12 protein-coding genes are annotated in these 14621 nt (G+C 44.6%); 7 read left to right on the top strand and 5 right to left on the bottom strand.

What is annotated here, in order from left to right:
• Window positions 1-87 precede the first annotated feature (87 nt).
• The 5 genes from MusilaSJ_RS15110 to MusilaSJ_RS15090 all read right to left on the bottom strand — a co-directional run bounded on the left by MusilaSJ_RS15110 (window position 88) and on the right by MusilaSJ_RS15090 (window position 5964).
• Window positions 88-1734 carry a M28 family metallopeptidase gene (locus MusilaSJ_RS15110; RefSeq protein WP_274985783.1) on the bottom strand — a complete coding sequence of 549 codons (1647 nt, stop codon included), beginning with the start codon at window positions 1732-1734 and terminating at the stop codon, window positions 88-90.
• Window positions 1735-2146: 412 nt separating this feature from the next.
• Entirely contained in the window at window positions 2147-3469 is a 1323-nt protein-coding gene (locus MusilaSJ_RS15105) for an APC family permease (RefSeq protein ID WP_274985782.1), read from the bottom strand.
• Between the two features lie 297 nt (window positions 3470-3766).
• The gene (locus MusilaSJ_RS15100; protein WP_274990456.1) at window positions 3767-3847 is read right to left on the bottom strand and encodes a type II toxin-antitoxin system RelE/ParE family toxin; all 81 of its coding nucleotides are present in this window, start codon (window positions 3845-3847) and stop codon (window positions 3767-3769) included.
• A gap of 20 nt (window positions 3848-3867) precedes the next feature.
• A complete protein-coding gene (locus tag MusilaSJ_RS15095; RefSeq protein ID WP_274985781.1) occupies window positions 3868-4074 on the bottom strand; it encodes a DUF2683 family protein in 207 nt (68 codons plus the stop codon).
• A 135-nt stretch (window positions 4075-4209) separates the two neighbouring features.
• Window positions 4210-5964, bottom strand: a complete 1755-nt coding sequence (locus tag MusilaSJ_RS15090; RefSeq protein WP_274985780.1) for a M61 family metallopeptidase — start codon at window positions 5962-5964, stop codon at window positions 4210-4212.
• Window positions 5965-6147: 183 nt separating this feature from the next.
• On the opposite strand from MusilaSJ_RS15090, the gene MusilaSJ_RS15085 reads away from it, so the two are divergent.
• The 7 genes from MusilaSJ_RS15085 (at window position 6148) to MusilaSJ_RS15055 (ending at window position 14576) form a co-directional block, all read left to right on the top strand.
• A complete protein-coding gene (locus tag MusilaSJ_RS15085; RefSeq protein ID WP_274985779.1) occupies window positions 6148-6615 on the top strand; it encodes a MarR family winged helix-turn-helix transcriptional regulator in 468 nt (155 codons plus the stop codon).
• Between the two features lie 7 nt (window positions 6616-6622).
• Complete coding sequence (locus tag MusilaSJ_RS15080) at window positions 6623-7705, top strand: efflux RND transporter periplasmic adaptor subunit (protein WP_129569507.1); 1083 nt, start codon at window positions 6623-6625, stop codon at window positions 7703-7705.
• Between the two features lie 6 nt (window positions 7706-7711).
• Complete coding sequence (locus tag MusilaSJ_RS15075) at window positions 7712-10870, top strand: efflux RND transporter permease subunit (RefSeq protein ID WP_274985778.1); 3159 nt, start codon at window positions 7712-7714, stop codon at window positions 10868-10870.
• Window positions 10871-10876: 6 nt separating this feature from the next.
• Complete coding sequence (locus MusilaSJ_RS15070; protein ID WP_274985777.1) at window positions 10877-12199, top strand: TolC family protein; 1323 nt, start codon at window positions 10877-10879, stop codon at window positions 12197-12199.
• A 41-nt stretch (window positions 12200-12240) separates the two neighbouring features.
• A complete protein-coding gene (locus tag MusilaSJ_RS15065; protein ID WP_091176071.1) occupies window positions 12241-12621 on the top strand; it encodes a response regulator in 381 nt (126 codons plus the stop codon).
• A complete protein-coding gene (locus MusilaSJ_RS15060) occupies window positions 12618-13484 on the top strand; it encodes an N-acetylglucosamine kinase (protein WP_274985776.1) in 867 nt (288 codons plus the stop codon). Before MusilaSJ_RS15065 ends, MusilaSJ_RS15060 begins: the two co-directional genes overlap by 4 nt.
• Before the next feature lie 342 nt (window positions 13485-13826).
• Window positions 13827-14576 (top strand): glucose 1-dehydrogenase, encoded by a 750-nt coding sequence (locus tag MusilaSJ_RS15055; protein ID WP_091173618.1) that lies wholly within the window; start codon window positions 13827-13829, stop codon window positions 14574-14576.
• The last annotated feature ends 45 nt before the right edge of the window (window positions 14577-14621 follow it).

Below are 14621 nucleotides of genomic sequence, written 5' to 3'. Positions count from 1 at the left end.
ACGACGAAGCAATCTCGTAACTATACAGATCGGACATGCATTGGCTACGAGATTGCCACGCTTCGCTCGCAATGACATGAACATTTTTTATTTCATCGACTTTTCCCTTATCGCCTTAAACTCCGAACCGTTTTTCCAGCCGGGGAAGGTTGTTTCGTTGCCCAGCTTAGTACCAACTTCATAAAGGATATTAGCTATCTGTGCCATGCCTGTGGCATCCATAGTATCGGTATAATTATCGGCCTGTTGGTGATAGCGGTTGTCGCCATAATCTTTTTGTTTGGCTTCGCCGTAGCTGCCATCATGTATTGCGCTGATGCTGCCATTGTTAATGTCAAGGGCCGGTACACCAACCTTGGCGAAGTTAAAATGGTCCGACCGGTAGTAGCTGCCAGAGCCGGGGTGCCTGTCGCCAACAGTGCTAAGTCCTTGTGCTTTTACTATTTCGTCAACATAATCTTCCAAATCATTTTGGCCTTTGCCGGTTACAGCTATGTCTTTGGTTTCACCGTAATCGCCAAGGGCATCCATATTGAGGTCGGCAACTGTTTTGTTAACCGGGTAAATGGGATGGGTAGCATAATATTCCGAACCCAGTAAACCCTGCTCTTCGGCTGTAACAGCTAAAAATACAATAGAGCGTTTGGGCTTTTCTTTGGCCTTGTTAAATGCTTTGGCCACACTGATAATAGCGGCAACCCCGTCGGCATTATCAACCGCGCCATTGTAAATGCTATCGCCTTTGGCGTTAGGCTTACCTACGCCCAGGTGGTCCCAATGGGCGGTGTATAATATATATTCGCCCGGCTGTGAACTACCTTTAAGTGTGCCGATCACATTGTGCGATGTGGAATATTTTAATTGGTTATTGATAGTTAAAGTAACTGATTGCTTAAGCGGGATGGACTTAAAATCTTTTTTGCGGGCCAATGCACGGAAATCGCCGGTTATGCCCACTTCAGCTAAAAGTTTTTTACCCATATCTTCGGTGATCCAGCCTTCAACCTTGCAGCGGTTCATATGCTTGTCTTTTTGCTGCAGGTAAAGCTTGGCGCCTGTGTTACTGTTGGAAACCACTTCCCAGCCATAACTTGCAGGTTCTTTTTGGTGGATGATAAGCACCCCTGCAGCACCCTGCCGCGCGGCTTCCTCATACTTGTAAGTCCACCGGCCGTAGTAGGTCATGGTATCGCCTTTAAAAAAGGTTGGATCGCCGTTTTTAAATCCCGGATCGTTCACCAGTACAACAACCGTTTTGCCTTTAACATCAAGTCCTGCATAATCATTCCAGTGATATTCGGGAGCAACAACACCATACCCGGCAAAAACCAGCGGTGAGTTTTTAAGCGTTACCGAATCAACCTCGCGGCGGCTGAAGGTTACGAAATCTGTAGTGGCATGCAGGCTGAGCGGCGTTTTACTGCCTGTTATTTCCATTACAGGAGATGGCGTACTGGTGATCTGCACCATGGGCACATCCTGGAAATAGCTGCCCTTGTTGCCCGGTTCGAGCCCGGCCAGTTTAAACTGCTCCGAAATGTATTTGATCGCCTTGTCTTCGCCGGCGGTGAAAGGTTTGCGGCCCATCATGGAATCATTGGCTAAAGCCGAAATGTATTTCTTTATTTCGGCGGCGGTAATAGCTTTTTCGGCCGGCACACTTTTATTATTCTGGCAGCCTGCAAAAATAGCAAGGCCACCAATAAGCATCAGGTATCGGTGTTTGATTTTCATATGATATGAGTTTTCGGGAAAGGATCGAATTTACGCAAATCCCCGTCAATTATCCAATCATTGAAACGTTGAAGAAATTATCGCCACAAATTTTTCCGAATTAATCGAATTGCACGAATTTTTCTTTCCTCACTCAGGGAAATAGCTTTTAACCAGTTGTATATTGAAAAACAATAAATGAAAATTTTCACACTAATTTTTACGTATTAATCGAGTTACACGAATTGAATTAATTTGAGATTCGTGTAATTCGATTAATTGTGGACAGCTTGCAAAGCATTTGTGTGAAAATTTTTCAGTGTGAGATTTGTAAAACAGATCGAATTGTTTTAAAAACGATTGCCCTGTTTCTGCACCACGATTTGCGAAGTTGGAATTAATTGTATTAGATGGCCAATTGATTCGTGTATTATTATTGCTTCAGCTCAGGCTTGCTTAGTTTAATAATTTGCCAGGCCACTTCCGCACTTGATAATGCAACCAGTGCAAATATAGCCGCGGAAAGCGCTTTTGGTGTCGAGCTCAATGCCCCGCCAAGCGCTACACTGTAAACAATAAATGGTAGCAGCAAAACCAGACACAGGCCGGTAACGCCAAGCGGGATCCGGAAAGGCCGCTCTTTCATCGGCTCCTTGACGCGAAGTTTTACGAGGGCGATATACTCTAAAGAAAGTCCTGCACCGTAAACGGTTACATCAATGATGAGCAGATCGGCAAAGGTCCACAGTACCATAAAACTCACAACTATGGAGCAAATGATGATGGAAACAAAAGGTGTTTTAAAACGAGAGTGTAGTTTGTTAACACCTTTTGGAAGTAAATTATCTTCAGACATTACCTGCGGCACGCGCGATACCGATAATAACACAGCGGTATAGATGCCGAGGGTACTGGCCATCCCGCCCGCTGCTACTACTATGCCAAGCCAGTGCCCGCCAATCAATACGCCTAATGCAGGAAACCCATTTTCGGTTAATGTATCGTGGTTAATGCCCGATTGCTGGGCAACCCAAATGGCAAAGAAGTATACCACCATTACCAGCGCAAAAGCTGTAAAAATTGAAATAAGATATGAGCGTACGGGTTTTTCAACTTCTTCGGCATAGGTGGTTACATTATCCCAGCCCAGGCAGTTCCACATTACCGTGTACAAAGCCATACCAAACGACGGGAAGCTGAGCCCTTTTAACGAAGTGGCAGGGATGTGCATCGGTCCGCTGTGGTGATAAATACCTAATGCTATCATTAATATAATAGGCGCAAGTACAGCAGCACTTAAAAATAGCGAAACCCTACCCACCGGCATAATGCCTAAAATATTTAACCCGGCGGATGCCCAGATGATCACTAAACAAACCGGAATCTGAAAATTTAGCAATTCAGGGAAAAAGAAACCGGCGTATTGCACAAAAAGCACCGGGTAAATGGCAAGGTCGACAAAAGTATAGAGCCAGGTCCACCAGCCCTCAACAAAACCCCAGTGGGTGCCGAGGGCATATTTTACCCATTTGTAATAGCCGCCGGTAATAGGCATCATGCTGTTAAGCTCAAGCACGGTAAATATGGCTGGGACGTCCCACATTAACGGGGTTATGAGCAGGATGATTAGCGCGCCATGATCGCCTGCATAACTTAATAGCGGCTCAAGGCCGTAAGGGCCACCGGATACAGTAAAAAAAATAACAGCGACAAGCTGTATAGGGCGTATTTTTTTTAATGAGGTTGCAGAGGGCATAAGCTATAAAAATATAATTTATGCTTTAATATTTTGATTTTTTTGTTGACGGGGATATTCTAAAATGCTAACCTTTCACCGTCATGCTGTGTGTTTAAATCCGTGGGACTTTAAAGATTTAATGATACATGTAGAGGGCCTGTCATCCTGAGCCTGTCGAAGGACGCGCGCAGAGGCCCCACCCACCATGCTTCGACGGGCTCAGCATGACACCCATTTTAATTACGTCATGGTTCACGATGACAATTGGGTTGGTTAACAAAAAAGACCAACTTTTTCGCGGTTTCATTGATGTTATCATTCATAATGCCCTCGTAAAGAGTAAACATTAATGGTTTCATCAACCACATCATAGATAATACGATGTTCGGAGTTTATGCGCCTTGACCACTCTCCAGTTAGCTTATATTTGAGTGGCTCAGGTTTACCCTAACGCCTTTTTTACCAGCTTTTCGTGCTGTTTCACCCGCTAACACCTGTTCAACAAATTCGGTATTGTATAAACCCGTTTCATGCTTCTCAAAATTGATCTTGAGTGCCTTTAAAAAAGCTTTGACAGCGGCTGATTGTTCTTTGTTTTCAGGATGTACAATGAATGTTTCCATATACAAATTTAATTAATAAATATTTAATTGGCGCCAACATTAAACAAAGAAGGCCAGCTTACACTGCCCCCAAAATAGTGTCTAACTTTTCGGGGGCACTTCAGCTCAGCCGGCCTTCTTTATAAAAAAGCAATGTTATATACTTAACCACTTCCTCCTCACAACCATTTGCTGTTCGGTTGGGCTATCAAGGGTAACAATATTGTATTTAACGCGGTTGCTTTTCAGCAGGGTAACCGGTAAGGTCATAGCTTGCCCGTCGCGGGTTACAGTAACTTCAATTTTATCGCCGGGATTTTTACCATTAATCATAGTTGCAGCATCAGTAACCGGCGTTCCGTCAATAGCGGTGATTTCGTCGTTTACGTTAATGCCATCGATATAAGCGGCAGTACCACGTTGCACGCTCGTAACAATAATTTTTTTAGCTGCGGTTGTAGTAGTAGTGATACCTAAAGCAGCATCGTTTTTATCGGCCAGTTCATCCTCTGCTTTATAACCGGCATAACCTAAGTATTTATTATAATCGATAGGGGTTAGGCCGTTGATGTATCTGGCATAAAAATCATCAAGTTTTTTACCTGCAAATTTTTCAAAGGCAGCTTTAAACTCAGCATCGGTGTAACCGCGCTTTTTGATTTTATAATACTGGGTGTACATGTACTTCATGGCATCATCTAACGAGTATTTGCCTTTGCTGTCGTTGATGATCTCCAGATCGAGCATCATACCAATGATTGCCCCTTTGTTGTAGTATGATATCGTGGTATTGTTAGAGTTTTCGTTAGGGCGGTAAGCCTTGATCCAGGCATCAAAGCTTGATTCGGCAAGGGTTTGTACATTCTTTCCGGGCAGGTTTTCAAGCACATTGAACTCGCCCTCCAAAACATCAAAATAATTCTGAACCGGGAACAGCTGCGTACGGCGTACAATGATACCCTGGTAGTACTCGGTAAAACCTTCGGCTATCCACAAATTGGTGGTATAGTTTTCATTGTCATAATCAAAAGGGCCTAACACAACAGGGCGCAGGCGCTTTACATTCCACAAATGGAAATGCTCATGGGCCACCAGGCCCAAAAAGCTTTGGTAGCCTTTATCATTAGCATAGCTATCGCGCGATGCCCCTAATACAGTTGAGCTTAAGTGCTCCAAACCTCCGCCGTTCCTTAAGCGGTTGTGCACAATGAATACATAACGCTTATTGGGGTTTTCGCCAAAAACGGCCGCTTCCTGGTCCACAATTTTGTGGATATCGGCTTTTAATTTTTCCTTATCGTAATTGCCGCCGCCATACATGCAAATTTCATAATGAACGCCTGATGCGTCAAAGCCAAAAACATCCTGGTTGCCCACTTCAATAGGCGAATCGAACAGGACATCAAAATTGGGTGATAAACGGGTAAACGGATCGTTATTTACCATTTCCAAACTGGTTGAAACTTTATCCCAGTTTTTATATGGTTTGATGTGGATAACAGCGGGTGAATGCTGCATATTGGCCGGGTAAACAAAGATGCCGGTGGTTGAAAGGAAGCCATGTGAGGCATCTATAAAACTGGTGCGTACTGAAAATTCAAAAGCATAAACCCTGTATTTTACCGTTACCGACGAAATTCCTTTTGTAACAATTTGCCAGGTATTCTTATTGATTTTGGGTGCTGCAACGGGTTTGCCGTTAGCTTCAGCAGTTAATGATTCGATGTTTTTTGCGAACTCGCGCACCAGGTATGAGCCCGGTGTCCATACCGGCATTTTGAGCTCAAGGGTGTTTTGCTGAAGGCCGGTAATATGCATTTCAATATCAGCATAATGGGCCTGGGCTTCAGGAAACGAAACATTGTAGGTAATCTGAGCGTTGGCGGCGGCCTCGCTGATGGTAGTACTCATAATAAAAAGCGTTAAAAAAAATAGCGTGCGTAGGTTGGTCAGTTTCATGGTCGCAATTTATAAAATATTATATAATCAGTTATGTATGTGGCCTTACAGCGCCCTAAACACCGTTGTAAAATGGTTGATACATGCAACTATTGTTGATATTATGCTATTAGTTTTACATCGATTTTTAAGTAAATGGAACTGATTGAACCTATTTCGCGCAAGCTGATACGCTTAGGTAAACTGTATCTGAATGTACTGGTAAAGCATACCATTCACCTGGATGTTACCCGGTACCATTATATACTTTCGCTCATTTACTTTCATGACGGGCAACTTACCCAAAACGCGCTGGCAAACCTGCTGGGCAAGGATAAATCGGCCATGGTAAGCATCATTAACCTGCTTACCGCAAAAGGCTTTGTTTACCGCGAAAACAACCCGAACGACAGGCGGCAGCAATTGCTCCGCGTTACCGATAAGGCAAAATTGGCCGTTCCGCAGATCATCGAAACATTTGAAGCCATCAACGCGGATATTACCGAAGGCATATCCGAAGCCGATATGCAGGTATTTGAAAGCGTACTTACCCGCATGCATAAAAATTTAAAACCATTGGTATCACCCGAAACAACCCTACAAGCTAAATCACACACGGATTAAACAAAGTATGAAAACGAAATATATTATTTACACGGCGCTGGCCCTGCTGGTTGCCTATTTAATTTACAATAAATTTTTTAGCGAAGGGGCAAAGAAATCGGCCGCGGCTATGGCTTCGGGCAAGGGCGATAAGAAAAAAGGCGGCGGCGCGGTAGGGGTTAAAGTAATGATAGTTAAAGATACCGCCGTAAACAACATTATTGATATTACCGGCACCATTGATGCCAATGAAAAGGTAAGCCTGATAAGCCAAACAGCAGGTAATATTACCGGGATCTACTTTAATGAAGGTACTAAAGTAACAAAGGGCCAGTTGCTGGTTAAAGTGTACAACCAGGACCTGGAAGCATCGTTGCAGCAAAACCAGTACCAGGTGGCATTGGCAAAGCAACAGGAAAGCCGTAACCGCCAGTTGCTTCAAAAAGAAGCCATAAGCCAGGAGGAATACGATACTTCATTAACATCATTAAATTCGTTAAAAGCTGCCGCAAATGTAATTAAGGCGCAGATTGCCCGTACCGAGATCCGTGCGCCCTTTTCGGGGACTATCGGTTTACGGAATGTGAGCCCGGGCAGTTACCTCTCGCCATCATCGCCTATTGCCGATCTGGTTAATATCGATCCGGCAAAAGTAACTTTTGCTGTGCCTGAAAGGTACCTTTCTATACTTGGCCCCGGCAGTAAGATCAGGTTCAAGACAGAAAGCTCGATGGAGAGTTTTGTGGGTACGGTATATGCCATTGACCCTTCAATTGATGCAAGCTCACGCACTATTACTGTGCGCGCTAAGGCACCTAACCCTAAAGGAATACTTACCGCGGGCAGCTTTGCCAAGATCAATTTAACGCTTGATCAAATTCCTAAAACCATTTTGCTGCCAACAGAGGCGGTTATTCCCGATTTGAAAAGCAGCCTGGTTTGGATCTACCACAATGGTAAAGCCATGTCAAAACCGGTAAAAACAGATCTGCGAACCGATACAAAGATCCAGGTTATTGAAGGCTTAAAGCCTGGCGACAGTGTGGTAGTATCGGGCCTGATCCAAATGCGGCCAAAAGTGCCTTTGAAAATTTTAAAAGTTATTAAATAAACCAATATGAGTTTATCCTCAGTAAGTATTAAGCGGCCGGTATTGGCAACAGTAATGTCTGTGGTTATTGTTGTATTTGGTATTATCGGCTATAAGTTTTTGGGCGTGAGGGATTTTCCTTCGGTCGACCCACCCATTATTTCGGTATCAACCAGTTACTCCGGTGCCAATGCCGATGTAATTGAATCGCAGATCACGGAGCCGCTCGAAAAATCCATTAATGGTGTTCCGGGCATCCGCAACATATCGTCAACCAGTTCGGTTGGTCAAAGCAACATCACCGTTGAGTTTGACCTTGATGCCGACCTGGAAACCGCTGCAAATGACGTGCGTGATAAAGTGGGCCAGGCCCAGCGCCAGCTGCCGCAGGATATTAACGCCCCGCCGGTAGTAACCAAGGCCGATGCCAGCGCCGACCAGATCATTACCCTTACCGTGAGCAGTGACACCCGTAACATCAACCAGCTGGATGATTATGCGGAAAATGTGCTGCTGGAAGGGTTGCAAACCATCCCCGGTGTAAGTACCATTAACGTACAGGGACAGCGCCAGTATGCCATGCGCCTGTGGATAGACCCTAACAAGCTTTCGGCACTTGGCGTTACAGCTACCGACATCGGTGCGGCTTTAGCTAAAGAAAACGTAGAGCTGCCTGCCGGTAAAATTGAAGGTAATAATACCGAAGTTACCATCAGGGCCTTAGGTAAACTGGCAACTGAAAAGGATTTTAACAACCTCATTATCCGTGCCGACAGCAGCAGGGTGATCAGGCTGAGCGATATTGGTTATGCTGTGCTGGGCTCGGCAAACGAGGAAACCATATTTAAAGAATCGGGGGTGCCGATGGTTGGCCTGGCCCTGGTACCACAGCCGGGGGCTAATTATGTACAGATAGCCAAGGATTTTTATACCCGTTTAGAACAGATCAAAAAAGACCTTCCACCCGATATTTCGGTAAAAGTGGCTTTGGATAATACAAGGTTCATTAACCAGTCGATATCTGAGGTGCAGGAAACGCTGATCGTGGCCTTTATACTGGTGGTAATTATCATCTACCTTTTCTTCCGCGATTGGCTGATAGCTTTCCGCCCGCTGATAGATATCCCGGTATCATTGATCGGTGCTTTCTTTATCATGTACATCTTCGGGTTTTCTATCAATATCTTAACCCTTTTAGGGATAGTGCTGGCAACGGGCCTGGTGGTGGATGACGGTATCGTAGTAACGGAAAATATTTATAAAAAGGTAGAGGCTGGAATGGCTATCCGTAAAGCGGCTTTTGAAGGTTCGGCCGAGATTTTTTTCGCGGTAGTATCCACGTCGGTTACGCTGGCGGCTGTGTTTTTACCTATTGTGTTTTTACAGGGTTTCACCGGCCGTTTGTTCCGCGAGTTTGCGGTGGTGGTAGCCGGTGCGGTGTTAATATCGGCATTTGTTTCCCTTTCATTAACACCGATGCTTAACGTAAAGCTGATCCGTAAAAACCAAAAAAAATCAAGGTTTTACGAAAAAACGGAGCCGTTTTTTATTAACATGACTACCTCGTATACCGAATCGCTCATTAAGTTTATGAAGCGCAAATGGGTGTCGTTCGTTATCCTGGCAGCATCTGTCGTTATCATCGGGATCCTGGTAAATGTTATTCCGTCAGAGCTTGCTCCGCTTGATGATCGTAGTTTGCTCCGTTACAGCGTTACCGGTTCGGAGGGGGCAACTTATGAGTACATGACCCGGTATATGGATAAGGTGTCTAACCTGGTTGCGGATTCAATTCCGGAGGCTAATGTTAACCTTGAAATTGTTTCGCCATCATTTGGCGGCGGCGGTGCTTCAAATACAGGCTTTGGAAGGGTAGGGCTGGTTGCTCCTGATAAACGTGTGCGCACTCAGCAGGAACTTGCCGACTGGCTGAATGGTAAACTACGCAAAATGCCCGATGCCCGTGCCATTGTGGTACAGGAGCAAACTATCAGCGGCGGTGGTTCCGGATCAAAAACATCGTTGCCGGTGCAATATGTTATCCAGAACCAGGATTTTGAAAAGATCCGTAAAGTGCTGCCAACGTTTTTTGCCGAGGTATCAAAAAGCCCGGTTTTCCAGGGAACGGATGTTAACCTGAAATTTACTAAACCCGAGTTACGCGTGGTTACCGACCGTGCGCGCGCCCGTGACTTAGGTGTTTCGGTTGATGATATTGCCCAAACGCTGCAACTATATTATAGTGCCGGCCGGCTCGACTACTTCCTGATAAATGGTAAACAATACCAGGTAATAGCACAGGTTGACCGCGCTAACCGCGATCAGCCGCTTGATCTGAAATCAATTTATGTACGCAGCTCAAAAGGGACTTTGGTGCAGTTGGATAACGTAGTTAAGACATCCGAGGGCGCCACGCCTCCGGCCATCTACCATTTTAACCGTTATAAATCGGCAACGCTTTCGGCCGGTCTTGCCCCGGGTTATACCGTAGGCGATGGTATCAAGGAAATGGACAGGATCTCCAAAAGCTTACTTGACGATACTTTTAGTACCGCGCTAAGCGGCCCCTCACGTGACTATGCCGAAGGTTCGTCGAACATTCTTTTTGCTTTTGGCTTTGCCTTGCTGCTGATCTACCTGGTACTGGCAGCCCAGTTTGAAAGCTTTATGGACCCGCTTATCGTGATGCTCACTGTGCCGCTGGCTATTTCGGGGGCATTTTTATCGCTGTGGTTGTTTAATCAAACCCTCAATATTTTCAGCGAGATCGGGATCATCACCCTTGTGGGGCTGGTAACTAAAAACGGGATCTTAATCGTGGAGTTTGCAAACCAACGAATGGAACAGGGCGTAGCCAAATACGAAGCAGTTATTGAAGCGGCAACGGCGCGTTTACGCCCAATATTAATGACCAGCTTAGCCGTGGTGCTTGGGTCTGTGCCTATTGCGTTTGCGCTGGGCGCCGGTGCAAAAAGCCGTGTTTCATTAGGTATTGTGATTATGGGGGGGATGCTGTTTTCATTGGTGTTAACGCTTTATATTATTCCGATGATGTACCTGCTGCTGGCTGCTAAAACCCGTAAAGACCATGACCACGACCCTGAGGACCTGGCTGCAGAAGCTGAAATGGCCGAAGCTGCCCGTCACCCGCACCAACGAGAACCTAAACTGATCGAAAACCTGTAACATAATATGATGATCAAGAAAATAGCCTGCCTGGTTTGTTGTTTTGTAATGATATCAACCATTGCGTTGGCCCAGCAGGATGCGCCCTTACTTACTTTAAAAGATGCGGTTGAAATAGCGCTGAAAAACAACTACAATATTAAGTTGTCGCAAAACAACTCAACCATAGCGTCAAATAATGTTACACTTGGTAATGCAGGGATCTTGCCTGTGGTTACCGGCGACTTTAACGACAATAACAGCCGCCAAACAACTAAGCAAACCCGTAATGATGGTACGGTTAACAATATCCGTAATGCCAAAAACTCCAATAACAATTATGGGGTAAACCTTAACTGGACAATTTTTGATGGCTTTGCCATGTTTGCAAATTACGATCAGCTAAAACAGATGGATAAACTGGGTGTACTGCAATTACAGGATACCATACAAAGAACAGTGGCCGGCGTTATCGATACCTATTATAATCTGATCAGTCAGAACGAACAGATCAAGGCATTAAAAGGAGCTATTGACATTTCCCGCACACAGTTACGTATTGCCAATGATAAGTTTGCAGTAGGAAGGGCTTCGCGATTGGAAGTGTTAAATGCCCAGGTAAACCTGAATACGGATACCGGTAACCTGGTGATCCAGTATCAGCAATTTAAGACAGCTAAAATACAGCTTAACCAATTACTGATCCGCGATCTGCAAACCGATTTTTCTGTAGCCGATACTATTATAGTTGATGAAAAACTGGCGCTGGCTGATGTGCTCAACAACGCGCAGCTGCAAAATCCGGCAATACTATCGGCGCAAATAAACCAGCGCCTTGCCGAGATCAACCTTAAACAGGTGCGCGCTACACGGTATCCGCAGGTTGGGGTAACATCGGGCTATACCTTTACCAACAGCAAAACACCGGCAGGGTTTACCTTGTCGCAAAATGTGCATGGCTTTAATTACGGCCTCACTGCAAGCATCAACATTTTTAATGGCTTTAACCAAAACAGGCGCGAAAAGAATGCAAAGATCCAGATTGACAATGCCGGCATTGCTGCCAAACAAACCAAACTGGATATTGAAAGCCAGATCAACAGCTTGTTTGTGGCATATCTTTCGGGCCTTGACCTGGTAAAACTGGAAGAAGCCAATGTAAACCTTAACAAAAAAAACCTGGATATTACGCTTGATAAATATAAGTTAGGTAACATTACCCCGCTTGAGGTAAGGGAGGCACAGCGCAATTACCTTGACGCGCAATCAAAATTCTTTGCCGCGCAATACCAAAGTAAGCAGGCCGAGATCATGTTAAAACAAATAACAAACAGCATTAACATCAAATAAAAAATATTTTAATAATAAGTTTAAAAACTTATTTTTGAATCATGACCGCCCCTTTCAAAACCTGTATGCTTATTGATGATAACTACATTGATAGCTTTATAACGCGCCGGGTTTTGGAAAGTAGCAACTTTGCCGAAAATATTATTGTGCGTCAATCGCCAATGGAGGCCATTGAGTCGTTAAAAAGCGGATCGGTAAACCCCGACGTTATTTTTTTAGATATCAGGATGCCAATAATGACGGGGTTTGAGTTTCTGCACGAATTTGCCGGTTTGGATATCGCTAAAAAAGGGATAAAAATATATATGTTATCGTCATCGCTTGATCCTACTGATATCAGGGACTCGGAAGATAATAAGCATATTACACAGTTTATTCATAAGCCACTTACTGTTAAAGCGCTTGAAGAAATTTGTCAATGATCTTAGTTGCAGATAGCGGATCATCAAAAACCGATTGGCTGCTGACCGTTTCAGACCAGGAAACCCGTTCGTTCCTTACCGCCGGGCTAAACCCGTATTTTTTAACCGAAAAAGAGATTGCCCGTATCATCCTTGAACAGGCCCCGGATATGGTTGCGCTTGCTGCCGAGATTTCGGAGATTTACTTTTTTGGTGCAGGCTGCAGCAGTCCCGACAGGCATGAGATTGTATCAAACGCCCTGAGCACACATTTTAATAAAGCTTACATCAGCGTTGACAGCGACCTGCTGGGATGCGCTTATGCAACCTGTGGCCAGGAAAAAGGGATTTGTTGTGTGCTGGGCACCGGTAGTAATATCTCTTTTTTTGATGGTGAAGACATTTACGACGGACAGCATGGCCTTGGTTTTGTTTTGGGCGATGAGGGCTCAGGCACCTGGTTTGGCAAAAAGCTGATCACTGATTTTTTATATGGTAATATGCCGTATGATATCAGCCAGAAGTTTGATAAGGCTTACCACCTGAACAAGGAGATCGTGATCAAAAATGTGTATCAAAAGCCTAATGCCAATACCTACCTGGCATCGTTCAGTAAGTTTGTAAGCGAAATAAAAACTACCGAATACGGGCACTCCATGCTGGTTGATGGGCTGGTGGAGTTTATTGAAACCAATATTAAATCGTACCCCGAATACCACAAGTATAAATGCCACTTTGTGGGCTCCATAGCTTATTCATTTTCTGAAGAGCTTGTCTCTCTCTGCCACTTGCACGGTGTAAAAACCGGCAAAATCATTAAGCATCCTATAAATGACCTGATGGCTTTTATTCTGAAGAGGAATGAAATGGCAACAGAAGAGTAGGCAGAATTATACCCGCGACAAAATTAGAATCGGGTCATGCTGAGCTTGTCGAAGCATAGTGGGCAGGCCTCTGCGCGCGAGTCTTCGACAGGCCCAGACTGACCCGGCCCTCTTTTGTCATTTCGTCTTCTACAGCCCCGGATTTAAATAATTCAATATTTCACCATTCCTAACTCTTCGTGGAACGCAGTTTTGTAGGTTATCTGTCTTTAGCGCCGCCGCCATATTAGCCAACTCCATTTGTCATCCCAGCCTAATAAAAATTAATTTAGGAATGAATGTTCCAAAATGAGTTTATATTTGTGGAACGATTGATCCAAAATTAAATTAATCTTCCAGAAAATGAAAAAATTAGAAAACAAGGTTGCAGTAGTAACAGGAGCTTCAAAAGGAATTGGCGCAGGTATAGCTAAAAGTCTGGCTTCGGCAGGTGCTGCAGTAGTAGTAAATTATGCATCAGATAAAAATGGTGCTGATAAAGTGGTTGCCGAAATTACCGCCGAAGGCGGCAAAGCTATCGCCGTACAAGGCAGCGTGGCAAAGAAGGCCGACGTTGACCGTCTTTTTGCCGAAACCAAAGAGGCGTTCGGTGGTGTTGATGTTTTGGTGAACAATGCAGGTGTTTACCAATTTACACCGATAGAAGTTGTAACCGAAGAAGAATTTCACCGCCAGTTTGATATCAATGTACTGGGCTTATTGCTTGCTACCCAGGGAGCGGTAAATAGCTTTGGCGATAAAGGCGGCAGCATAATTAACATAAGCTCAACGGTAACCCGTATTACTCCGCCGCAAAGTGCTATTTATACAGGTACTAAAGGTGCGGTTGATTCTATTACACAAGTTTTATCAAAAGAGCTTGGCCCTAAAAAGATCCGTGTAAATGCTATTAACCCTGGCATGGTTGAAACCGAAGGCACACACACAGCGGGTTTTATAGGAAGCGATTTCCAGGCTGAGCTTGAAAAAACTACACCGCTTGGCCGTATCGGTCAGCCGGATGATATTGCCCCTGTTGCTGTATTCCTGGCATCTGATGATTCACGCTGGTTAACCGGCGAAATTATCCTTGCAAGTGGTGGGGTAAGATAATTATGCCAGTAAAGCCCGTTAAGCACAAACGGGGTATAAGACTAA

The sequence above is a fragment of the Mucilaginibacter sp. SJ genome, assembly GCF_028993635.1.
Lineage (GTDB): Bacteria > Bacteroidota > Bacteroidia > Sphingobacteriales > Sphingobacteriaceae > Mucilaginibacter.
The sequence above is the reverse complement of the archived record's forward strand: the minus strand, read 5'-3'. Positions and strand labels throughout refer to the sequence as shown.

Bases quoted from the DNA above. Each gene is read 5' to 3' on its own strand.
- MusilaSJ_RS15110 (WP_274985783.1), bottom strand. From the start codon at position 1,734: ATGAAAATCAAACACCGATACCTGATGCTTATTGGTGGCCTTGCTATT.
- MusilaSJ_RS15105 (WP_274985782.1), bottom strand. From the start codon at position 3,469: ATGCCCTCTGCAACCTCATTAAAAAAAATACGCCCTATACAGCTTGTC.
- MusilaSJ_RS15095 (WP_274985781.1), bottom strand. From the start codon at position 4,074: ATGGAAACATTCATTGTACATCCTGAAAACAAAGAACAATCAGCCGCT.
- MusilaSJ_RS15090 (WP_274985780.1), bottom strand. From the start codon at position 5,964: ATGAGTACTACCATCAGCGAGGCCGCCGCCAACGCTCAGATTACCTAC.
- MusilaSJ_RS15085 (WP_274985779.1), top strand. From the start codon at position 6,148: ATGGAACTGATTGAACCTATTTCGCGCAAGCTGATACGCTTAGGTAAA.
- MusilaSJ_RS15080 (WP_129569507.1), top strand. From the start codon at position 6,623: ATGAAAACGAAATATATTATTTACACGGCGCTGGCCCTGCTGGTTGCC.
- MusilaSJ_RS15075 (WP_274985778.1), top strand. From the start codon at position 7,712: ATGAGTTTATCCTCAGTAAGTATTAAGCGGCCGGTATTGGCAACAGTA.
- MusilaSJ_RS15070 (WP_274985777.1), top strand. From the start codon at position 10,877: ATGATGATCAAGAAAATAGCCTGCCTGGTTTGTTGTTTTGTAATGATA.
- MusilaSJ_RS15065 (WP_091176071.1), top strand. From the start codon at position 12,241: ATGACCGCCCCTTTCAAAACCTGTATGCTTATTGATGATAACTACATT.
- MusilaSJ_RS15060 (WP_274985776.1), top strand. From the start codon at position 12,618: ATGATCTTAGTTGCAGATAGCGGATCATCAAAAACCGATTGGCTGCTG.
- MusilaSJ_RS15055 (WP_091173618.1), top strand. From the start codon at position 13,827: ATGAAAAAATTAGAAAACAAGGTTGCAGTAGTAACAGGAGCTTCAAAA.